The organism is Paenibacillus sp. J22R56 (assembly GCF_056269375.1).
This window is the reverse complement of the sequence record NZ_JBWDNV010000017.1, coordinates 1-21,826: the sequence shown is the minus strand read 5'-3', so window position 1 is coordinate 21,826 and position 21,826 is coordinate 1. Positions and strand designations below refer to the sequence as shown.

Sequence of the window (21,826 nt, the reverse complement as noted above, 5' to 3'; positions counted from 1 at the left end):
ATAATTCCCCCTCAAACGACGTTCGTGTTCTGACCCAGTAATCCTTCAACTAGTATACCGCTGCCATTGTCTTCTTTCAAAGCGGGAAGCGAGATAATAATGGTCGTTCCTACGTTAACCTGACTTTTAATCTCCATCAACCCTTGATGGCTATGTATAATCCGCTGGCTGATCATCATTCCAAGCCCTGTACCGCTCTCCTTGCCGGTGAAGAAAGGATTGCCGATCTTCGGAATCATGTCTTCGGGAATCCCAATTCCTTCGTCCGTTATCGAGATTGTAATCTGATCATTCTTCGAAGCGATATGAGTGTGTATTCTTCCTCCCGATGGCATCGCCTCGATCCCATTCTTGAGCAGATTAATAAATACCTGTTTAAGCTGATTCTCTTCACACGAGACAAGGCAGGCTGCTTCTGTAAAAGAAGTCTTGAATGTTACATTATGCAAATGGCCTTCACTGTCGATCAGCGATAAGACGCTGCGGAAGACGTCTCTGACATCCTTTGTCGCAAACCTTGTCGCCTGCGGCTTCGCCAAAATAAGAAACTCCCCGACAATTAAGTTAATCCGGTCAAGTTCCGACAGCATGAGCCCCGTATGCTCCTGATTCATCTTTCCGGTATGCTGCTGGATCTGCAGGAATCCGCGCAGTGTCGTAAGCGGGTTACGGATTTCATGGGCAACACCTGCCGCAAGCTGACCAACGGTCGTCAGCTTCTCTGAACGGCGCAGCAGCTCCTCCATCCGGTTACGGCTTCTCATATCCCTGGTAATACTTGCGAAAGCCTGGATGACACCCTCCGTGTCTCTTATCGGCGATATCGTTACACTGACTGGGATAACCTCACTGCTTTTGGTCATTCGGAAAGTCTCTTGAGCTGGAAGCACCTTGCCTTCCTGTAAAGAATTAAGGATAAGCCGCATTTCCCCCCTGTGGGTATCGGGTATAAGTTCGATTTCTTCCCCAAAGACTTCTTCCGACGTAAACCCAAACAGCTGCTCGAAAGCCTTATTCACTTGAATCGTCTTGCCTTGCAGATCTACCACGTGGATGGCGTCGCTGGTATGGTCGATAAAGGACTGCAAATACTCCTTCATCTGCCGGTTATCTTCAAATGCCTGCCGCAGCTTTTCCATATAGATGCTTAGATTCTGAGACATCGCATTAATCTTCAGCGCAAGCAGTCCAAATTCATCTTTGCCCCTTACCTTGATTGCGGTCTGAAAGCGGCCAAGCGATACTTCATTGACCTTCCACAAGATCGCATTCAGCGGACGCAGCATAAATCCAGCTAACAAATAACTGCTCACTAGCACGAAAAGAAGGATGAACCCTGCATAGGTAATCGCATCCCAGCGCTTCATGCTCATGATCTGGTTATATTCCTCACAATCATAGACCATGCCAATGACGAATGGAGCAATACTCTCGTCGCTGTAATAGCTTTTCACATACTCCTTGCCATCCAGCTTAATTTCCCGCACCTCAAAGCCGGACTTGACCGCCTGCGAGGCATAAGACTTATCACTTGCTTCACGGATGCTATAGGTACCATAGATAACCTGCTGATCAGACATATCACCTGTGGCATCAGGCTGGAAGACGGTTACTTCCTCTAGATCCGGGTTAAGCTTTTTTAATAGCAGCTGCATAACATTCGGCTCAAAATCCGGGTCAGAACGAAGCTCTGCTGATTCTGACCAGTCCGGATACTGCTCGAAGGATGCAGATAACTGGCTAGAAGCTTGCTGCATGAGACGCTCCATATCTCGATTCATATTGCGAAGAACGGCATATTGGTCCAAAATAACGATAAGGATGAACATCGCCAGAACAATCATAATTATGTAGATGGAGAACTTGAATTTGAATGACATGGCTCAACACATCCTTTATGTACGGCAGATGTTATCCACAAGTTATTAACATTATCAACAACTTACCCACATGCCCCTAGAATAGTTTGTGTGTAGTTTTGTGGACATTTGTTTAGTTATCCACAATTTTATCCACTACATGTTAACAACAGAATATCTGTTCGATGAATAAACGCGAAAATGTTCGATTTTTATCGTTAATTGGAGGAAAATATGATTCGTGAACAAGAAGATCAAGCCTGGATGCAGCTCGCCATCGAGGAAGCCAAAAAAGCAGAGCAAATAGGCGAAGTACCGATCGGCGCAATCCTTGTGAAAGACGGGGAAGTTGTCGGAAAGGGTTATAACTTACGGGAGATTAACCATGATCCGACTGCACATGCCGAAATGGTTGCTATTCGAGAGGCTTGCGAGCGCCTTGGCGCTTGGCGGCTCTTGGATTGTACACTGTATGTCACGCTGGAGCCTTGTCCGATGTGCGCAGGCGCCATTGTCCAGTCTAGGGTAAAAAGGGTTGTATACGGAACGGGAGATCCTAAAGCAGGCTGTGCAGGCACATTAATGAACTTGCTTCAGGAACCCCGATTTAATCATGAGACTGAAGTAACCAGCGGCATTCTGCAGGCTGAATGCGCAGCACTGCTGACGAACTTCTTCAGAAATTTGAGAAATAAACACAAATAATTACTCGCTTCTCCTTACGGAAGAACAAGCAACTTCGTTACGCTGCATATATTGCAAAGCAACGATTAATTGATCAGCCTCTTCGCTGATTGCCAGAACATCAGGATCGGTCAAGCTACCGCGTGCCTCTGCTACTTCATGAAGCTTCAGCCGCAGCGATTGCAATTGTATAAGCAGGTCTGTTTTGTCCATAATCGCTTTGGGGCACGCTCCTTATATTCGTAGATGTGGTATTAAAATTATTATACGCTTTCTTCATTTGACTGTTTGTAAAAACCTGTCGACAAGAAAACACAATTTTTAGGCATGTTTCGACATGAAATAGACCAACAGTACTAAATTACCATCTTTTGTGTGAGTCGTCTAGATGTTTCATGCTCGTTCATATATTTGTTGATAAGTTTTCTGACATAAATATAGACGAAATGACGGCGTTGCATGTTCCAAGCCTCCCATGCTAAAATAAACCATACTGCGCGCCCGTAGCTCAGCAGGATAGAGCGATAGTTTCCTAAACTATGCGTCGCGGGTTCGAATCCCGCCGTGGCGCGCCATAAGATGACCTTCCAGAACCACATAATGTTATGTGGTTCTTTTTTATATTGATTAAAGGGATAAAAAAGGCGGCCAGTTGGCCGCCTTTTAACACCATTATTCCTTTAACCAAAATGATTTTGACAGCAGCTTCACAAATAAGGACGCGCAAACAGCCCTACAGGCTATTTGCGCGTCTTTTATTTAACGTCCTATACCCGCTCCGTCAACGCTGCTATATGCTTATTTCCATCGCCTTGGAGCAGTCCACCATGATAGCAAATAATGTTCTCGATATCGAAGTCTCTAAACTTCTTTAGCGATTGAAGCGCCAACGCCATATCCGGCGTAACCGCCTCTCTAGGGCCTTTCAGTTCCCCGTTCTCCACCACCATCGCATCTGCAGCAATCAGTGTCTTGCTCGGCTTATGATAGAGGCTTACGTGCCCCGGTGTATGGCCAGGTGTGTGAATAACCGTTAGGCCGCCGCCAAAAGGCAGCTCCTCACCGTCTATCATCGTACGATCCACATTTTCACTAGTCGGCTGCAGGAACATCGCTTCGAATTGGCTGCGTGCCAACTCCGGGAGTGCCTGAAGCAAACCAGCTATGCGTTCCGGTGTTGCCTTCAGCATCGGCTGTTTTCCGTTGATTACCGCTTGATCACCTTCATGGGCGTAGACAACAGGTGCTGGATTGCCTGCCGCAAACGCCGGAAGCCCCCCGATATGATCAATATCCTGATGTGTCAGAATAATGGTACTAAGCGGCACTTCCCCAATGCCTGCTTGCTTGGCAAGTTCTATAATTACAGGTGCCGTTCCAGGCATCCCCGTATCAATTAATACCCACTCATCCTTGTCCCAAAGGATCGTCGGACAGATTGTCATCGGTCCAAAATTAAGCTCCAACATTTCAATTCCATCTGCAATTCGCATATTAACTACCTCCCACTCAAATCGATCATAAACATACGAGTAGAGTATAGATCTCTTTTTGTATTCGAGTCAATTCGGCGAATTGACTAACCTATTTCCCCATTTCCTGCATCGCCTCTATTTGATCTCAATCGTGGCCATGATCAACGGAAGCGCCCGCTCCACAAGTTCTTCTGCGGATTCGGGTTGCTTCTTGTCGAGCCACTGTAAAATAATGCCGCAGATTGACCAGCTTACTATGGTTGCTCTTAGTTCAATTTCTCTCAAGTCAGCTATCTCTGCAAGCAGAACGAAACATTGATAGATGATTTCATACAGCTGTCGTTTGGTTCTCTCCTCAATAAATGTCGACAAGGTACGCCGCCGGTTGATTCGCACTCCCGTCTCCGTATGCCAGTGACAAAGCGCCAGCATCAGATGGCGGACAATAAATGAAGGATCTTCTCCTTGGTTAGGAGGAATCCATTCCGTAATGGTCTGGATAAATAAGCGATCAAGCGTATCATCGAGCAGTTCAAATTTGTCCTGAAAATGTCCATAAAAGGTAGCACGATTTATGTCTGCACGTCTGGTTATGTCGTTAATCGTAATGTCCTGGAAGTCCTTCTCTATGAGCAATTCCATAAATGCATCCTGCAAGTACTTACGTGTTTTCTTCACTCTTGGATCGTTTGGATTCACATGATTAGCCATATAACTGCTTCTCCTTACCTGTTCGGAATTAAAGAGAAAAGCATCAATTATTCTTTATTGTTGCTTATACGAAACATATGAAGTTTTGATTATTGATGATCTCCTGCTCTACAACCATAATAATTAACAAGTGTTGCTTAGTCAATTGATGTCGATTATGGCTATGGGGGTAGGACAAATGAGAAATTTCATTATAGCTGGCGGTACAAGTGGAATGGGTAAAGGACTGGCCATTCATTACCTTCGCAAGGGGGATCAGGTGACGGTTATTGGCAGCGTAACAGCAAGAGGGCAGCAATTTCTAGACGAAGCAGCACAGCTTGGCGCTGCGGAACGCGCATCGTTCATCCAGGCGGATTTGATGATGGTATCTGAAAATAAACGTGTTATTGAGGAAATTAAAGCCCGCTTCGAATCGCTGGACGGTCTTGTACTGACCGCCATAAGGCCATTTCCCAAGCGAGTAGTGACAGCAGATGATTTCGAGGGTACATTTTCGCTTTATTATGTGAGCCGTTTCTTATTAAGCTATGGGCTGTCTGAACTGCTGGAACAAGGTACAAATCCTGTAATCGTAAGTCTTGGTGGTACCGGGATGACCAAAGGAGAAATCCACTGGGATGATTTGTCTTTGCAGACAGGTTACGGCATGATCACATCAATGCTGCAAGGAGGCAGAGCAAATGATCTGCTGGGTGTGGCATTCGCGGAGAATCATAAAGGAAGCAAAATCCGATTTATACTCGATCATCCCGGCTATACCAACAGCGGAACCAATCATGTGAAGCAGCCGATGCGAACGGTTATGACCGTAATGGCTAAACTTTTCTCACAGCCTGTAGAGAAAAGCATTCAGCCGATTATTAAGCTCATGGATAATCCGCCGCCACAACCACTGATCGCCTGGGACCAAACGAAACCTGTTGATTTAACGTTAAAATCTTTTGATTTAACAGATGCTCAACGGTTGTATGAGAGAACTCGCCATCTGTTATAGATGAAGCAAGCACCGTATGCCCGCATACGGTGCTTTTTATATCCCGCTCCGTTAACCGCTCATGCTATACTCTTTATAAATCTCATCCGGACGGCATTAAAGATAACGAGGTGACACAATGATTGTATTCGTAATTGTACAGGACATTCGGAATTATCTAATTGGCAAAGGTACCGAACAGGAGACTGCGGCAAGCGAAGAAGATCTCGAACCATGTCCAGGCTGCAACCATATGGTGCGGAAGACGGACCGTGTCTGTGGCGTTTGCGGATTAGCATTAAGGGATTGGGATTAAGCCATGAACAAAAAATAATTTTGCCGCATGCATAGCAATGCCTTAAACCGACCATAATACTTGTGACGGTGTGAAGTGAGGTGTGGTTCCATTGTCCCATTTGGAGCAAGAACTGCTGGGGGATCTTAACTAGCCACTTAATGCGATGGAAGCGAGGGGTTGTGCCGCAGAGTACTTCTAACGCGAGCTTAACACGTTTCGCCCTAACGGATCGTGAGCAGCTCCGCCCGAGTGATCAATACGTTGAAGTGTGATATGTAAAGTCTCAAACAATCAACACACCGTCAGAGGAGGGGCCCCTAACAGGGCTCCTTCTTTTAGTTGAAAAGAAACAACACAGGCTGTATACTCCAATTAATTCTAGGAGGTGCTGTCCATGTTTGAACGTCCACAAGCAAGCGAATATAACGAGTTTTTCTCCCGTTACATCAGCCTTGTTCCAGAAGGAAACCTGATTACGCTATTAGAAGAGCAACAGGCAGAAACGAACCGGATTTTCTCCGCGGTATCTGCAGAACGTGCCGACTATCGCTATGCCGAAGGCAAGTGGTCCCTTAAGGAAGTGCTTGGGCATGTGACCGATACGGAGCGTATTATAAGCTACCGTTTGCTTCGTATTGCAAGAGGCGATTCAACCCCGCTTCCAGGCTTTGACCAGGACGCTTATATGGAAGGCGATCCATTCCGCGGCCTCTCCGTTTCCGATCTTCTCGAAAATTATAATGCGGTCCGCCAAGCGACCATTCTTCTGCTTAAGCAGCTGCCTGCAGAAGCCTTTACCCGGTCTGGCATTGCGAATCAATCACCGCTTACCGTACGTGCTTTAGCTTGTATTATCTATGGTCACGAGCGGAATCATTTGTCCATTATTCAGGAGCGTTACTTGAACGCTTAACTATTTACGCTTATCTAATCGGGCAGCAGCAAAGCTGCCTGCCCATTGGACAAGCTGAACCATAACAACCAGAATAACAATACAGGCAACCATAACCTCCGTATCGAATCGTTGATAGCCATAACGAATGGCCAAATCCCCGATCCCCCCGCCTCCTACCGTTCCCGCAGCAGCTGAGTATGAGATAAAGCTGATAATCGTTACCGTTAGACCAGATACCAATCCCGGACGAGCTTCCGATAACAGTACTCCAAAGACAATATGCTTGAGCGATGCCCCTGAGGCTACCGCCGCCTCAATAACGCCCTTCGGTACATCCCGTAAACTCTGCTCGACCAACCTCGCATAGAACGGAATAGCCGCAACCGACAACGATACCGAAGCCGCCAAAGGACCAATCGCTGTCCCTACAATCATTCTCGAGAATGGAATTAACGCGACTAGCAGGATAAGAAAGGGAAAAGAACGAACGAGATTCACCAAATAACCCACCACACTGTACAAGGGACGATTGCCCTTCAGATTACCGGGTGCGGTTAGAAACAGCAATATTCCGATTGGCATGCCAACGATAATTGCTGCTGCAACCGAGATGGATACCATGGTTAGCGTCTGCTCGATTGCTTTTTCAATCTCTGATTGTAAAGCTAAAATACTATTCATGCTGCTCTCCCCCTTTATACCAGACAGAGGATGAGTTTGTTGTATCGAATAAAAACTTTCCAAGCGGCGTTACCGGCACGATGTCCGGAAGACTCCGATCAAGCTGCTCCGTAATCACTCCGCCTTCCATTACCGCAATCTGACTACATAACCGCTTCGCTACCTGTATCTCATGTGTCACCAGCATAATGGTTACTTGGAACTCCCGATTAATCTTCTCCAGGAACTCCAGAATCGACAGCGTCGTTACCGGATCAAGCGCAGAGGTTGGCTCATCACACAACAGCACCTTCGGATTATTCGCAAGCGCCCTTGCAATCGCTACACGCTGCTTCTGGCCGCCGCTAAGCTGCGCCGGATACTGCCGCGCTTTATCTGCAAGCCCCACAATCTCAAGGCATTCCTCTACCCTTCTCTTACGCTGCTTGGACGGTACACTCGCCGCTTTCAGCACAAACTCGACATTGGCCGCAGAAGTCTCATTGCTCAGCAAATTATAATGCTGAAAGATCATGCCGATCGACCGCCGAGCCTCTCGCAGCTCCCCGGCATTAAGCCCCGTAAGCTCTTGTCCATCAATATAAACCTCGCCTGCCGTTGGTAGCTCGAGCAGATTGGCCATTCGAAGCAAGGTAGATTTCCCCGCTCCGCTAAAGCCGATAATCCCTTGAATCTGCCCTTTCTCAACGTGAAGCGAGGTTGGTTTAACCGCATTCACCCAATCGCGGCCGACTTTATATTGCTTGCTGACTTCTCTAAGCGTGATCATGGTCGTTCTCCTATTTCCCGTGAACAATTTGCCCTAATGGTAGCAAACATCGGGAGGGACGACAAGTGATCCCCTGCTCGGGAAAGCTTTGCGCGTACTAGCTGCTAGTACTGGGACGTCGAAGTCCAAGAGCACGAAGCTGCTGCATCGAGCGGTGTACATGCTTCCGGAAGTAGGAAGAACGAGTAATGACGGCATTTTTTGACCTAAGCAGGTGACGATCGGTGATCTTCCATGTATGGGAACTACGGTCCGCCCGGCGAAGGGCAGTGAAATTATAAGGTGAGGTCGTATAGACACGAAATTTCTGCTCCAGTGCCCCTTTGATAAACCGGACATCCGAGCCTTGTCGCACTTCGGTATTAAAGGAGACCTTCTCGAGCACTCTCTTATGGAATATAATCGTTGCTCCTGCTACTTTTCTGCAAGTCGAGTAATAGGCCGCATTTCTTTTCCGAAGCATTAACGTGGAACGATGAGGGAAAAAGTAGTAAATCTCCAGCTTCCCGACAATATCCGCTTTACTGGTCTGGAACAAGGCCATCGCCTCGGGAATATAATTCGGCCCATAATAATCATCGTCATCAAACTTGGCTATATAATCGTACTTCGCCAAGGAGGCAGCGTAATTGAGACATGCACCAAGCTTCGAGCTCTCCGGCATCCGGAACACTCTGACATTCGGAATGGACTTGGCTTTATTTAAATATTGCCCCATCCCTGCCTTATCCTTGTTCAAAATAATAATAAGCTCTTTATTCTCCCAATCCTGCCGGGAATAATTCTGAAAGAGTTGATTAATCAATTGCGGCCGCATGGTAGCCGTGATGATTGTAACGCCTTTTGAGTCTGCAGCGCTCATCGCCTTCGCACCCTCCTATTATTCTCTTGAAAATGGACATGACATACGGGCTTATGTCGTGCTCATTCAAGCAGCCTTTTAATATTTTAGTAGAATAGGATCGCGGTTTTGCGAAAGGAGATAGATAGATCTATGGAGGATGCCCAAACGATACAGGTCCCGCTTAAGAAGGTCGCGATTATTGGTCTCGGATTTGTGGGGCTTCCGCTCTCGATGATGTTCATACGTAATGGATTTCAAGTGATCGGTATCGATTATGACACAGTCAAAATAACAGCCTTACAGGATGGCAAAAGCTATATTCAGGACTTATCCGATGCCGATCTAACTGAAGCGCTCCAAACGAGCCGCTGGCAGGTGTCGGCGGATTATGCTTCGTTAGCCGGCGCCGATACTGTTATTATATGCGTCCCTACCCCATTGTCGCCCGACAACAGTCCTGACTTATCATTCTTAACCGATACCTGTACCAAGCTGGCCCCGCTGTTACGTTCCGGACAGCTTGTCGTTATTGAAAGCTCAACGTATCCAGGCACAACCAGAGAAATCGTACAACCATTGCTTGAAAGAAGTGGCCTTGTAGTTGGCCAAGAGTTGTATATCGGCTATTCCCCAGAGCGAATTGATCCCGGGAACAAAAGTATGGCCTTCTCTGACATTCCCAAAATTATCAGCGGCATAACACCAGCCTGTGCACAGCAGCTGCTTAAGCTCTATTCTCTAGTGTTCGAACAAGTAGTCTCCGTATCAACTACAGAGGCTGCGGAGACTGCCAAGCTGCTCGAGAACAGCTACCGATTCGTCAATATTTCGTTCATTAATGAATTCGCCCAGCTCTGCGACAGACTTAACATCAATGTATGGGAGGTTATTGCAGCCGCCTCTACCAAGCCATACGGCTTTAACGCTTTCTACCCTGGTCCAGGGATAGGAGGCCATTGTATTCCCGTAGATCCGCTATACCTGCAATGGAAGGCTGCACAAGCAGGTGTAAACAGTCGATTCATTGAGCTTTCCCAGCAAGTAAATGAAGGCATACCATCTTACCTTGCAGACCGGATTGAGCAAGAGCTTCTTGATGGAAAAAAGCTTACAGGCGCTCATATACTCGTCTATGGCGTAACCTATAAGCCTAATATTGCAGACGTCCGGGAGTCTGCTGCCATTCCATTAATTAGCCGCCTGCTTCATCGTGGGGCTGTCGTGCATTATCATGATCCATTCGTCTCTCAAATTAAGCTGGATGATGGTACTCAGCTTCAAGGTGTGGAATTAACACAAGAACGATTAGAGCAAGCCGACTGTGTTCTTATTTGTACAAATCACGATATTATGCCTGTTGATCGCATAGCTAGCCACAGCAGATTTATTTTCGATACGCGTCATTCCTTTTCACTTAACGCTCCTGCAGACATGTTGGCTAAACTCGTCACCTTTGGGGACGGGACACAATGAAAATAACAAATAGGCCTTTGCAGCCACGATTGTCGTGGACTGCAAAGGCCTATTCCATTACTTCACTATAAACTCCACTCGAGTTCCATCTGGGAAGGTATCCAATTGATTGCTTACCCAAGCACCCGCTCCGCGGTTATCAGATGGATGGATATATGCAATATCAGCGCCATCTCCGCCTTCTTTGCACATCGCCATTGGCCATTCATCGCGGTCATAGCCGGACTTGGTCGGGATATCCTTCAATGATTCCTTCCGATTCTCATCGGCATTGTCCCGGTCAATTGTACAGATCTTTGATTCGCCTGCATCCATAGCTTTCTCAATATGTTTAGCCGTCTCCGGATATCGGTCAGCCGGAAACTCCAACGTATAATCACTAGCGGATGCTGGCGCTGCTTCATGCTGCTGCTGCCAGCCGTCTAATCGAGGTACGATATAGATGGCAATGGCGGCAAGCAAGATGACGAGTAATTTCTTCAAGCTTTGCGACCTCCTGCTGCACTTTACATTAACCTAGGTTAGTTATTGGAATTAGGAGCGCACACGCCGTCTGCGCACGCCTCATCCGCAGCATTTGTCGAACCATCACCGCCAATAACGGTAAGCGGCTTGCTCTCATCCCATGCCTTTGTAACGGCCTGAAGGAATACCTCGCTTGGCTGTGCACCGGATACCGCATATTTACGGTCGATGACGAAGAATGGTACGCCACGTACGCCAAGCTCTCCCGCTTCCTGTTCATCAGAGCGCACTTCCTGCTTGTAAGCCCCTTCTTCTAGAGCCTTCAACGCCTCCGCACGATCAAGGCCAAGCTCAGCCGCTAGATCAGCCAAAGTTTCCTTTTGCCCCAGATGCTTCGAATCTGTAAAATACGCTTTGAACAAACGTTCTGCCATCTCTTCACGCTTCCCATACTTTGCAGCGAAATGAGTTAGCTGATGGGCATCGAAGGTGTTGGTCAGAATCATCGTATCGAAATGATAATCGAGACCCAGTGTTTTCGCCTGTTCCGTCAGCTGCACGTTATTCGAGATAGCCTGCTCCCGAGACATCCCGTATTTCGTGGACAAGTAGTCATACACATCAAAGCCGATATCAACCTTTGCATTCGGATCCAGCTCAAAGCTGCGGAATTCCACTTCAACCTTCTCGCCATGCTCAAACTGGCTTAGTGCTTCCTCCAAACGGCGTTTGCCGATATAACAGAACGGGCATGCAAAATCCGACCATACTTCTACTTTCATTTATAACACCATCCTTTAATTTTTATAGTCCCAAGGGAAGCTGCATTTGCTTCATGAGATCTTCAAACCTCACTGCATCTGTAGGAACATCATATAGGAACTTCGGATCCTTGTTCAAATCGCTGTATTTCATATCAAAATGAACATTAACCTTCGACACATTACCCGTTGCTTTATCGGTATATTCCACATTCACTTTTCCCGCTTCATAAGTGAGCTGCTTATCCTTATTAATCGCACCGGTAATCGAAAGCTCATTTACTTTTACATTTTGATTCAGGAAATCAATCATGGATGCTTTGTTCGCATCCAAGTCCGTCTGCATTTTCTCTACATCTTCCTTTGACTTCTGGATCAGCTGCAGATAAGATTCATTCGAAGCCATAACCTTTAATAATTCCGGAAGCATATCATTTACGATTGTTTCTACAGACTCTTTATAGTTGCTGTCATCAATGGCAAATCGAATGATTTGCTCCGCCTTTACATCGTCCGGCAGATTAACATCCTTAGCTTTCACATTGCTGAAATATGTCTTCTCGTCAAAATGCTTAAGTACAACCGCTCCAAGCTCCTGTGCAAACTTCTGTGCGGAGGCAGTGTCCAGCGCAGCAGCAGCGCCTTGCTGTTCAGCAAGCGTCTTCAGATCCAGTTCAATAAATTTACCCGCTGCTGATTCCGGCAGCTGCAGCATAGGCAAGGCAGGCAGCTTCATATAAAGCTTCTCCGCTGTTAGAATCATCGGAATTGTAAGGGTTGTCCCAGATAATTGGAGGTTCAGCTCCATATCTGTACGCTGAGGTTCTTTTGCGTAGACAGCCTTAATATCCAGCTTTGCGCCCTTCAGCATACCTAATATGACCGAGGTTACATCCATACCGTTTTGCGAAGCTCCAGCCGGTAACTCAAGGTTATCAATACCAAGAGACATTTGCGCGGAGTAGCTGTTTATATTTTCCATATTTTTCATCGCATCTTGGAGTGCTTGCTTCGGCGGTGTGCTGCCTGAGCTGCAGCCTGCGACAACTAGTAGAACAGCAATGAGTGCAAGCATAGCTAATCGTTGTACGTTTTTCATAATAGGTTCGTCCCCCTTCTGAACAATATACTCATTCTATAACATCACCCGCCCATTTAGAAGATAATTGCAACAAAATCCCGTTCCAGCAAGCTGAAACGGGATTTCATGGTTATATCATTAACCTTCAGGATTATTATGTGATACATGATTTCTTTGCTTTACCTTTTTGGAGCCGGACAAGGGCTCCTGCTGTTGACCGCGGCTTCGACGCTGTCTGCCTCCATTTTCTTGTGCTTCAGGGACAGGATAGGAATCCGGTTTACTCATAGCTGTATGCCTCCTTTAACAAAGGTTAGCTGCTGCTGCGTTGATGCGTCAAATCTGTCGGCTGATCATGATTTAACGCATCCTGATGGCGTCTGTCATTAACATCCTGCTGCAATTGCTGCGCTTGATGGCTGTTGACTGGCGTTTGTGCCAAATCATCAATCACATTGGATAAATTTTTATCGAGTGATCCTTTTGCTTTCGTCATCAATCGTTCCTCCTATGCATGTGTCAGCTGCTGAAGTGCTTGTGCACATTCATGCAGGTGACGGGTGTAATCCTGAATAAGCTGCTGCATCGGATCTGTTCGCTCATCAATTGATACATTATTTTTATCTACATCATTAATTTCTACCTTCACTTCACGGCTATCCACATAACAAACCTTAAAATCAAAGGAGTAAGTTTGGCGCCCTGCTGCACTAATCGTTACGCGCAGAGCCTTTGGATCAGCCTCATCGGGGAATACTTCGCAATTATCCGCATCTTTAATCCATTCAGGCAAGGTACGCTGCCATGCAGCTACAAGCTGATTTTGATCAATTTGAAGCTCTTCATTAGCCATTTATAAAAGCACCTCCACAACTTATAAGATGCGAAATTGTGAATCGAATTATGCGATAACTTTCTATCCAACTTATCCACAGACTTATCCACATATTACCCACTTTATTCACAATATTGTGTATAAGGAGTTTGATTAGTTTGTACACAGGTATACAACTAGAGACAAATTCTTTATCCCCAGGACAACAAAAAACGCCCGAGACCAAGTCTCGGACGTAAGTATGTATGCTTATTAAAAACTGGCGGAGAGGGTGGGACTCGAACCCACGTGGGCTTGCACCCTAACAGTTTTCAAGACTGCCCCGTTATGACCGCTTCGGTACCTCTCCGTATTAAGAACTGACAAAGGTTATTGTACCACAGGCCAAAAACCAGAAGCAACCTAATTTTTGACCTGTAGCAAATTTATTTAATTACGCGGACTGATTTTGTCCAATCCACCCATGTAAGGACGAAGCACTTCCGGAACAATAATGGTTCCATCCTCTTGCTGGTAGTTCTCGAGGATCGCAGCAAAGGTACGGCCTACAGCCAAACCCGAGCCATTGAGTGTATGCACAAACTCAGGCTTGCTCTTCGCTTCACGGCGGAAGCGGATGCCTGCGCGGCGAGCTTGGAAGTCCTCTACGTTAGAGCAAGATGAGATCTCACGGTATGTACCTGCGCTTGGCAGCCACACTTCGAGGTCGTACGTTTTAGCCGCTGTAAAGCCCATGTCGCCTGTACAGAGCGCTAATACACGATAAGGTAGACCAAGCAGCTGCAACACTTTCTCTGCATTAGCCGTCATTTTCTCCAGCTCATCATACGACTCTTCTGGCTTCGCCAGTTTAATCAGCTCGACCTTGTTGAACTGATGCTGACGGATAAGACCACGTGTATCACGGCCAGCAGCACCTGCCTCTGAGCGGAAACACGAGCTGTAAGCTACGAAATATTTCGGCAGCTCATCCACAGACAGAATTTCTTCACGATAAAGGTTAGTTACCGGAACTTCTGCTGTTGGAATCAAGAAATAATCAGAGTCGCTGATTTTGAACAGGTCCTCTTCAAATTTCGGCAACTGACCTGTACCAATCAAGCTGTCACGATTAACGAGATAAGGCGGCAGCACTTCTTCATAGCCGTGCTGGTCACTGTGCAAGTCCATCATGAAGCTGATCAGAGCACGCTCCAGACGCGCACCAAGGCCACGGTAGAACGTAAAGCGTGAGCCTGTTACTTTACCCGCACGCTCAAAGTCGAGGATCCCAAGCTCTTGTGCGAGGTCCCAGTGTGCTTTAGGCTCAAAGCCAAGCACTGTCTGTTCACCATGACGGCGAATCTCAACATTATCTTCTTCCGAAGCACCTACCGGAACCGTTTCATGAGGCAAGTTGGGAACCGACAGCATAAGCTCTTCCACTTGTGCTTCAACAATACGGATTTCCTCATCAAGCTCTTTGATCCGATCGCCGACTTCACGCATCTCCACGATCAGTGCTTCAGCATCTCCGCCTGATTTTTTCAGCTTTGCAACTTCCTGCGATACTGTATTACGCCGGTTTTTCAAAGTATCCGTCTCCACGAGCAAGTCACGACGTTTTACGTCAAGCTCTGGAAAAGCGGAAATAAGGTCGAGCGAGGCTCTGCGATTGTTCAGCGCCTTCTCCACCTGCTCATATTCATTACGTAGCCATTTCACGTCCAACACGAAAGTAGACCCCTCTCTTATGCTTCCGAAGTACAATTACTTCGTAATTGATTCAGCCGCTTCTTTCACCATGTCGACAAAATACGCATGCAAGCGATAATCATCCGTCAGCTCTGGATGGAAGGAACAAGCGAGCAGATGCCCTTGTCTTGCTGCCACAATCTCATCGTTGTACACGGACAATACCTCTACATTACTGCCAACTTCTTTAATGAGGGGAGCACGGATGAACACTGCACGGATCGCTTCTTCAATTCCTTTGATCGGAAGATCCGTCTCGAAGCTTTCGCGCTGACGGCCAAACGCATTGCGGGCAACGACCATATCCATCAATTGCAAATGCGCATCATCTTGACCATCAATCTTATTCGCCAAAACAATAAGACCCGCACATGTTCCAAAGAGTGGCTTACCTTGCTTGGAGAACTCTTTGAGAGCTTCAAGGAAACCATATTTGCGAATCAGTTTGCCGATTGTTGTGCTTTCGCCGCCTGGAATAACGATACCGTCCAGCTCTTCAAGCTCTTCGATTCGTTTAACGGCGACCGCTTCCGCGCCCGCCGCCTCCAAACTGCGTATATGCTCTGCTACTGCGCCTTGAAGCGCAAGTACACCTATTTTCATCGCCTACACGCCTTTCTATATATGCCGCTTCTTACAGACCGCGGTCTTGCATGCGCTCACTAGCATTCAGCTTCGAGATTTCAATACCTTTCATTGGAGTACCCAAGTTTTTGGATACTTCAGCAATCAGCTTGTAATCTTTGTAATGCGTTGTTGCTTCCACGATTGCACGCGCGAATTTCTCAGGGCTGTCCGATTTGAAGATACCGGAACCAACGAATACGCCGTCAGCGCCTAGTTCCATCATCAGTGCTGCATCAGATGGAGTCGCAACGCCGCCTGCTGCAAAGTTAACAACTGGAAGTTTACCGTTCTCTGCAACTTGAAGAAGCAGCTCATAAGGAACGCCGAGTACTTTTGCTTCATGGTATAGCTCATCTTTCGACAAGTTTTGCACTTTGCGGATTTGGCCATTGATCAGACGAAGGTGACGAACAGCTTCAACGATGTTGCCTGTTCCTGGCTCGCCTTTAGTACGAAGCATAGCTGCGCCTTCTTGGATACGACGAAGAGCTTCGCCCAAGTCTTTAGCACCACAAACGAAAGGAACAGTGTAATCATTCTTGCTGATATGGAACACTTCATCAGCAGGAGTCAGTACTTCGCTCTCGTCAATGTAGTCTACGCCCATCGATTCAAGAACACGTGCTTCTACAATATGACCAATACGAGCTTTCGCCATAACCGGAATGGAAACGACTTTCATAACTTGTTCTACAATTGTAGGGTCAGCCATACGGGCAACGCCGCCTGCTGCACGAATATCGGAAGGTACACGTTCCAGTGCCATAACTGCCGTAGCACCTGCTGCTTCCGCAATTTTAGCTTGCTCGGCGTTCATAACGTCCATGATTACGCCGCCCTTTTGCATTTCTGCCATACCACGTTTTACGCGCGAAGTTCCTGTTTCCATGCTAGAAATCCTCCTCAAAATGGAGCGCAGCCCTCTATGGGGTATTTGCGCTTAATCGCTTATTTAGTTGAAGCATAGCCGCTTACTCTAACCATTAATTTTACAGGATGGGCCATTAATCGACAACCCTTGATTTACCGCCTGTTCCACAGATTAGAGCAAGTCTGATGCGAGTTTAGAACAAATCAACAATACCGTTAAACAAACCAGAGAAGAAGCCACCGATTCCGCGGAACATCAGGCTAAACCAACCTGCCTTCTTCACATCTTTGCTGGCGATCAGATTGACTGTTTTCTCGAGTGCTTTGCCTTGGTCATCGGTATATTTGTACGTTGCAGTGCCTACAACTTGACCGGCTTTAATTGGAGCAACAAGCTCTTCCGGTTTCTTAAGTTCAAAGCCAGCAAGCTCGATTTTTGGCTCAGTTCCTTTTTTCACAATAAGCGAAATGTCGGATTCTGTAATAACCGGAACCGATTTTTTTACACCTTTTTTAATCTTAACCGATTCTGCTTTTTCTACCACAGATTTCGCTGCAATAATTGTTTTCTTCTCCAGAGAGTTAAAAGCGTAGTTGTACATCTTCGCCGTCTCGTTAAAACGTGCTTCCTTCGACTTTGTATTCATAACTACACTAATATAACGCTGGTCTCCACGTTTAACTGTTCCTGTAAACGTATAGCCGGCAGCCGAAATATAACCTGTTTTCATACCATCAACGCCGTCATAAGCAAAAGCTTTCAGATAAGTGTTATTCTTGTTAGAAGCAAGCATCCAGTTTATATTAACGATTGGTTTGTCATCACGAGGACGGAACTGGTATTCTGTCGTAGAAGCATACTCCAGAAACTCAGGATCATCCTTGATAATCGTTTGAGCCAGCTTTGCCTGGTCTCTCGCCGAAATCAATGTTGTATCAGCCAAACCTGTTGCACTTGTATAATGAGCGGAAGTAAGTCCGAGTTTTTGAGCCATTTCATTCATTTTCTCTACAAAACCTTGCTCGCTGCCGCCAATTGCGGAAGCCAAGGCAATCGTAGCATCGTTCGCAGAACCTACAGCCATAGCCATATAAAGGTCTTTCACCTTATACTGCTCACCTTGCGCAAGATATACCTGTGAGCCGTCTTTTGGTGTACTTGCTGCTTCTTCACTAACAGTGATCATTTCATCCCACGAAAGTGATTTATTCTTAATTTGTTCCAGGACGATATACTCTGTCATCAGTTTTGTCATACTTGCAGGTGGACGAGGCTCGTCCGCATTAACTTCATATACAACCTGGCCAGTGTCTGCGTCGATCAAGATGCCTGAACTTAACTCAAGGCCAAGGGAGTTTTCCACCCATTCGCCGCCCGGCGTACCTGCTGCATTTACCGAGGACGTTCCTAACGATAATGCTACCAAAACTGCTCCAAAAGCTACTACTACCGACCGTAGTCTTACCGGCAATACTTTCAACGTTTTCTCCCCTTTTCATCCCTAAGTCGTTTGAATTTCATTGTAACACAGGGGGAGGTAGAGTTAAACCGATGGGGGGTGATTCTACATTCTGGTATAAATAGAGTCGGCTTTGCCATCCTCGGGCGACAGATCAGCGTTTTATTGGAATGGATAAGTACTATTAATAGTCGAAATTAGAAAATTCTTATCTATTTAGAAGACATCTATCGATGTCTTTCGATAAAAAAAGCAGGCAAGAGACTAAGTCTCTTGCCTGCCGTTTCCCGTTAATCGGGTCTTACAGCGAGTAGTTTGGAGCTTCTTTCGTAATTTGAACGTCATGCGGATGGCTCTCACGAAGACCGGAGCCTGTAATCCGGATAAATTGCGTATCGTTACGCAGTTCATCAAGATTTTTTGTACCGCAATAACCCATACCCGAGCGAAGACCACCAAGCAGTTGATGAACCGTATCAGCAAGAGGACCTTTGAAAGGAACACGTCCTTCGATACCTTCTGGAACAAGCTTGCTTTCGTTCTCTTGGAAGTAACGGTCTTTACTGCCTTCTTTCATTGCGCCAAGCGAGCCCATACCGCGGTATACTTTGAAGCTACGGCCTTGGAAGATTTCTGTTTCGCCTGGGCTTTCAGCTGTACCAGCGAACAAGCTGCCGATCATGATCGCACTTGCTCCTGCAGCGATTGCTTTCGTAATGTCACCGGAATACTTAATGCCACCGTCTGCAATAACAGGTACATTGTACTCGCGAGCTACTGTAGCACAATCGTAGATAGCTGTAATTTGTGGTACACCAATACCAGCGATAACACGTGTCGTACAGATCGAACCAGGACCGATACCGACTTTAATAACGGATGCTCCTGCTTCGATTAGATCACGAGTTGCTTCACCTGTTGCCACGTTACCCGCGATGATTGTAAGATCCGGATACTTAGCACGAAGCTTACGAACCGCATCAAGAATATTAATATGATGACCATGCGCCGAGTCAACCACTAGTACGTCGATACCAGCTTGTACGAGTGCATCAGCACGATCAGCTGTGTCTTTGCCGATACCAACTGCAGCTCCACAAAGCAGACGACCATGCTTGTCTTTCGCCGCATTAGGGAATTGAATTGCTTTTTCAATATCTTTAATGGTAATGAGACCTTTAAGGATGTTGTTCTCATCAACGAGTGGAAGCTTCTCGATTTTGTGCTTTTGAAGAAGACCTTCTGCTTCTTGCAAAGTCGTTCCTACAGGTGCCGTTACAAGATCAGTACGAGTCATTACTTCGTGAATTTTTATCGAATAATCATGAACAAAGCGTAGGTCACGGTTTGTCAAAATACCAACCAGTTTTTGTTCGCTGTCAACGATCGGCACACCAGAGATACGGTATTTGCCCATCAGCTCTTCTGCATCATATACATGATGATCAGGCGTTAGCGAAAATGGATTAGTAATAACGCCGCTCTCCGAACGTTTAACACGATCAACTTCTTCTGCCTGCTGCGCTACCGACATATTTTTATGAATAATGCCGACACCGCCCTCACGAGCTATAGCAATCGCCAAAGCCGACTCCGTAACAGTGTCCATTCCTGCGCTTAGAAGCGGAATATTTAATTTGATGCCTTCGCTAAGTTTTGTAGATACGTCCGATTCACGAGGCAATACAACTGATTTCCGCGGTACGAGCAGTACATCATCGAATGTCAGGCCTTCTTTGGCGAATTTCGTTTCCCACACGAGTAAGTTCCTCCCTTAATTTTGATACCTCTCACGCATATTATTGCAATATTATCAGAGGGGGTAGGGGCTGTCAAGGATGTTAGGTTTATAGGTGGAATGGTTCCCTTAAGAAGGAAAGTAAGCCTTTTAATACCCAGCTATAGGTAATCCGACAATATATGCTCTAGAAAAAGTCAGGTAGAAACGTTGTACGAACCGGGATTCGTCTCTCCAGTTGCTCTACAAAATGGCGATTGCCATGAATCTGTTCATAACGAAGCAGCTCTGTCGGGCGTTTATAACTTGTCAGTATGGCAGCTAATGCTCCAATTCCTGTCTGAATCGTTTCCTGGTTATTCTCTCCCGATAAACGCTGTACATTCGCCGTCCCATCTAAACCAATCGAAATCTGATAAATCCCCTCATTCCACGGTGCATGTTCGTCTTGAATATCTAGCACAATGGAGGTTTCTTCTCCACTTGCTTCAAATGGATATTCTCTAAGGAAAGCTTCCACATCTACGATCCGTGCCATAAAGTAAGGCATGATCTCCTGCTTAATTCTTGGATTAGCAAGCAAATAAGCTTGTCCATCATCAGCAGCTACCTTCATTTCCAATTGATCAATCATCGAATCATGCTGGGAGAGGAATGACCACAAAGCAAGGCGTGCTTCTTCCGTCAGATCAATAAACTCATGTACGAGAAGTTCCCTATTCTTCACCACATAAATGACATATCCTTGCGGCTCACCTGCTGTATCGAAGTAAACAACAGTTTGTCCCTTCTTACTCGACTTGATTCGGTAATTCCACCATGCCTCAGACCGATCGAGGGCACCATTAATTCTTTTTGCATAAACCTGATAGATCGGATTTAATAATTCATAATCGATCGCAACTCTCTTAATCGTTCCGTTGTAAGATGTTCTAGGAGGCATCAAGCTTGTATCTATTTTATAAGTCTTTAGATCTGTATAGAGCTCCCATCCAAACTTGCGATAAAAGCTTACCGAAAAAGGATGAAGAAAAGATAGCGTTTGCCCTTTCTCCTTCATCTGCACAAGAGAATGATGGAGAAGTTCCGCGACCAGACCCTGACGTCTGAACTCCGGCCATGTAGACACACCGGCCACGCCGCTCATTGCAAAACGCTTACCCCCAATATAGGTATGGAACTCAAGCAGCCCAAGCTGTGCAGCTAGCTTACCATCCAGGTAAATGCCCCATCGTTCTGCTTCCTCATGCTCAAAACGATTCCTTGCATCTGTAAAATTAGCAGGCGGAATCTCATACTGAAAAGCAAATTGACTTAGTTCCATCATATCCTCATACTGATCTAACGTTAGCAAACGTATCTCTTTCGTCATCACCGTGCTCCTCTCGAATTAGCCTCTAAATATACACATTATGGCACAGCTATCTAAGACTGAGCAACGAAAGAAAAAGTATAACAAAAAACCCGCCACATAAATGTGACAGGCTCTTTATTGCTTGGCGACGTCCTACTCTCCCAGGACCCTGCGGTCCAAGTACCATCGGCGCTGGAGGGCTTAACGGTCGTGTTCGGTATGGGAACGCGTGGTTC

The 21,826-nt window shown here is 46.3% G+C and carries 24 protein-coding genes, 2 tRNA genes and 1 rRNA gene; 6 read left to right on the top strand and 21 right to left on the bottom strand.

Annotation, left to right across the window (positions count from 1 at the left end):
* Nucleotides 1-11: 11 nt before the first annotated feature.
* Complete coding sequence (locus AC0YNT_RS29670; RefSeq protein WP_475807800.1) at nucleotides 12-1,880, bottom strand: ATP-binding protein; 1,869 nt, start codon at nucleotides 1,878-1,880, stop codon at nucleotides 12-14.
* 213 nt (nucleotides 1,881-2,093) lie between these two features.
* Here AC0YNT_RS29670 and tadA point away from each other — a divergent pair, with 213 nt between their 5' ends.
* Entirely contained in the window at nucleotides 2,094-2,564 is a 471-nt protein-coding gene (gene tadA / locus AC0YNT_RS29665) for a tRNA adenosine(34) deaminase TadA (RefSeq protein WP_475807799.1), read from the top strand.
* On the opposite strand, the gene AC0YNT_RS29660 is transcribed toward tadA, so the two are convergent.
* A complete protein-coding gene (locus AC0YNT_RS29660; RefSeq protein WP_167282964.1) occupies nucleotides 2,565-2,756 on the bottom strand; it encodes an aspartyl-phosphate phosphatase Spo0E family protein in 192 nt (63 codons plus the stop codon).
* Between the two features lie 284 nt (nucleotides 2,757-3,040).
* Here AC0YNT_RS29660 and AC0YNT_RS29655 point away from each other — a divergent pair.
* A tRNA-Arg gene (locus AC0YNT_RS29655) sits at nucleotides 3,041-3,118 on the top strand.
* 192 nt (nucleotides 3,119-3,310) lie between these two features.
* Here AC0YNT_RS29655 and AC0YNT_RS29650 read toward each other — a convergent pair.
* Together AC0YNT_RS29650 and AC0YNT_RS29645 are read right to left on the bottom strand one after the other, a co-directional pair.
* On the bottom strand, nucleotides 3,311-4,036 hold the full coding sequence (locus AC0YNT_RS29650) for an MBL fold metallo-hydrolase (RefSeq protein WP_475807798.1): 726 nt from the start codon (nucleotides 4,034-4,036) through the stop codon (nucleotides 3,311-3,313).
* Between the two features lie 117 nt (nucleotides 4,037-4,153).
* On the bottom strand, nucleotides 4,154-4,729 hold the full coding sequence (locus tag AC0YNT_RS29645) for a TetR/AcrR family transcriptional regulator (protein WP_475807797.1): 576 nt from the start codon (nucleotides 4,727-4,729) through the stop codon (nucleotides 4,154-4,156).
* A 178-nt stretch (nucleotides 4,730-4,907) separates the two neighbouring features.
* On the opposite strand from AC0YNT_RS29645, the gene AC0YNT_RS29640 reads away from it, so the two are divergent.
* From AC0YNT_RS29640 to AC0YNT_RS29630, 3 genes are all read left to right on the top strand, one after another.
* The gene (locus AC0YNT_RS29640) at nucleotides 4,908-5,726 is read left to right on the top strand and encodes an SDR family NAD(P)-dependent oxidoreductase (protein ID WP_475807796.1); all 819 of its coding nucleotides are present in this window, start codon (nucleotides 4,908-4,910) and stop codon (nucleotides 5,724-5,726) included.
* A 118-nt stretch (nucleotides 5,727-5,844) separates the two neighbouring features.
* Nucleotides 5,845-6,021: a hypothetical protein gene (locus tag AC0YNT_RS29635; protein ID WP_475807795.1), complete on the top strand. Its 177-nt coding sequence runs from the start codon at nucleotides 5,845-5,847 to the stop codon at nucleotides 6,019-6,021.
* Between the two features lie 376 nt (nucleotides 6,022-6,397).
* Nucleotides 6,398-6,916, top strand: a complete 519-nt coding sequence (locus AC0YNT_RS29630) for a DinB family protein (RefSeq protein ID WP_475807794.1) — start codon at nucleotides 6,398-6,400, stop codon at nucleotides 6,914-6,916.
* On the opposite strand, the gene AC0YNT_RS29625 is transcribed toward AC0YNT_RS29630, so the two are convergent.
* The 3 genes from AC0YNT_RS29625 to AC0YNT_RS29615 all read right to left on the bottom strand — a co-directional run bounded on the left by AC0YNT_RS29625 (nucleotide 6,917) and on the right by AC0YNT_RS29615 (nucleotide 9,210).
* On the bottom strand, nucleotides 6,917-7,579 hold the full coding sequence (locus tag AC0YNT_RS29625) for a methionine ABC transporter permease (RefSeq protein ID WP_475807793.1): 663 nt from the start codon (nucleotides 7,577-7,579) through the stop codon (nucleotides 6,917-6,919). It lies immediately after the preceding gene.
* Complete coding sequence (locus AC0YNT_RS29620; RefSeq protein ID WP_475807792.1) at nucleotides 7,572-8,348, bottom strand: methionine ABC transporter ATP-binding protein; 777 nt, start codon at nucleotides 8,346-8,348, stop codon at nucleotides 7,572-7,574. Before AC0YNT_RS29620 ends, AC0YNT_RS29625 begins: the two co-directional genes overlap by 8 nt.
* A gap of 97 nt (nucleotides 8,349-8,445) precedes the next feature.
* Complete coding sequence (locus AC0YNT_RS29615) at nucleotides 8,446-9,210, bottom strand: glycosyltransferase family 2 protein (RefSeq protein ID WP_475807791.1); 765 nt, start codon at nucleotides 9,208-9,210, stop codon at nucleotides 8,446-8,448.
* Between the two features lie 132 nt (nucleotides 9,211-9,342).
* Between AC0YNT_RS29615 and AC0YNT_RS29610 the strand changes: the two genes are divergently transcribed.
* Nucleotides 9,343-10,665, top strand: coding sequence for a nucleotide sugar dehydrogenase (locus AC0YNT_RS29610; RefSeq protein ID WP_475807790.1), 1,323 nt, complete (start codon nucleotides 9,343-9,345; stop codon nucleotides 10,663-10,665).
* A 57-nt stretch (nucleotides 10,666-10,722) separates the two neighbouring features.
* On the opposite strand, the gene AC0YNT_RS29605 is transcribed toward AC0YNT_RS29610, so the two are convergent.
* The 14 genes from AC0YNT_RS29605 to rrf all read right to left on the bottom strand — a co-directional run.
* On the bottom strand, nucleotides 10,723-11,148 hold the full coding sequence (locus AC0YNT_RS29605; protein WP_475807789.1) for a NucA/NucB deoxyribonuclease domain-containing protein: 426 nt from the start codon (nucleotides 11,146-11,148) through the stop codon (nucleotides 10,723-10,725).
* Nucleotides 11,149-11,186: 38 nt separating this feature from the next.
* Nucleotides 11,187-11,912 (bottom strand): DsbA family oxidoreductase, encoded by a 726-nt coding sequence (locus tag AC0YNT_RS29600; protein WP_475807788.1) that lies wholly within the window; start codon nucleotides 11,910-11,912, stop codon nucleotides 11,187-11,189.
* Between the two features lie 22 nt (nucleotides 11,913-11,934).
* Complete coding sequence (locus AC0YNT_RS29595) at nucleotides 11,935-12,990, bottom strand: hypothetical protein (RefSeq protein WP_475807787.1); 1,056 nt, start codon at nucleotides 12,988-12,990, stop codon at nucleotides 11,935-11,937.
* 120 nt (nucleotides 12,991-13,110) lie between these two features.
* The gene (locus tag AC0YNT_RS29590; protein ID WP_167282943.1) at nucleotides 13,111-13,260 is read right to left on the bottom strand and encodes a small acid-soluble spore protein P; all 150 of its coding nucleotides are present in this window, start codon (nucleotides 13,258-13,260) and stop codon (nucleotides 13,111-13,113) included.
* Nucleotides 13,261-13,285: 25 nt separating this feature from the next.
* A complete protein-coding gene (locus AC0YNT_RS29585; RefSeq protein WP_167282941.1) occupies nucleotides 13,286-13,468 on the bottom strand; it encodes a hypothetical protein in 183 nt (60 codons plus the stop codon).
* 12 nt (nucleotides 13,469-13,480) lie between these two features.
* Nucleotides 13,481-13,825, bottom strand: a complete 345-nt coding sequence (locus tag AC0YNT_RS29580; protein ID WP_475807786.1) for a hypothetical protein — start codon at nucleotides 13,823-13,825, stop codon at nucleotides 13,481-13,483.
* A gap of 242 nt (nucleotides 13,826-14,067) precedes the next feature.
* A tRNA-Ser gene (locus tag AC0YNT_RS29575) sits at nucleotides 14,068-14,156 on the bottom strand.
* 80 nt (nucleotides 14,157-14,236) lie between these two features.
* Entirely contained in the window at nucleotides 14,237-15,520 is a 1,284-nt protein-coding gene (serS, locus tag AC0YNT_RS29570) for a serine--tRNA ligase (RefSeq protein WP_167282937.1), read from the bottom strand.
* Nucleotides 15,521-15,556: 36 nt separating this feature from the next.
* A complete protein-coding gene (gene pdxT / locus AC0YNT_RS29565; RefSeq protein WP_167282935.1) occupies nucleotides 15,557-16,144 on the bottom strand; it encodes a pyridoxal 5'-phosphate synthase glutaminase subunit PdxT in 588 nt (195 codons plus the stop codon).
* A gap of 31 nt (nucleotides 16,145-16,175) precedes the next feature.
* On the bottom strand, nucleotides 16,176-17,057 hold the full coding sequence (pdxS, locus tag AC0YNT_RS29560) for a pyridoxal 5'-phosphate synthase lyase subunit PdxS (RefSeq protein ID WP_167282933.1): 882 nt from the start codon (nucleotides 17,055-17,057) through the stop codon (nucleotides 16,176-16,178).
* 175 nt (nucleotides 17,058-17,232) lie between these two features.
* The gene (locus AC0YNT_RS29555; protein WP_475807785.1) at nucleotides 17,233-18,519 is read right to left on the bottom strand and encodes a D-alanyl-D-alanine carboxypeptidase family protein; all 1,287 of its coding nucleotides are present in this window, start codon (nucleotides 18,517-18,519) and stop codon (nucleotides 17,233-17,235) included.
* A 280-nt stretch (nucleotides 18,520-18,799) separates the two neighbouring features.
* Entirely contained in the window at nucleotides 18,800-20,257 is a 1,458-nt protein-coding gene (guaB, locus tag AC0YNT_RS29550) for an IMP dehydrogenase (protein WP_167282930.1), read from the bottom strand.
* Between the two features lie 166 nt (nucleotides 20,258-20,423).
* Nucleotides 20,424-21,608, bottom strand: a complete 1,185-nt coding sequence (locus AC0YNT_RS29545) for a GNAT family N-acetyltransferase (protein WP_475807784.1) — start codon at nucleotides 21,606-21,608, stop codon at nucleotides 20,424-20,426.
* A gap of 122 nt (nucleotides 21,609-21,730) precedes the next feature.
* A 5S ribosomal RNA gene (rrf, locus tag AC0YNT_RS29540) occupies nucleotides 21,731-21,826 on the bottom strand; the annotation flags it as partial.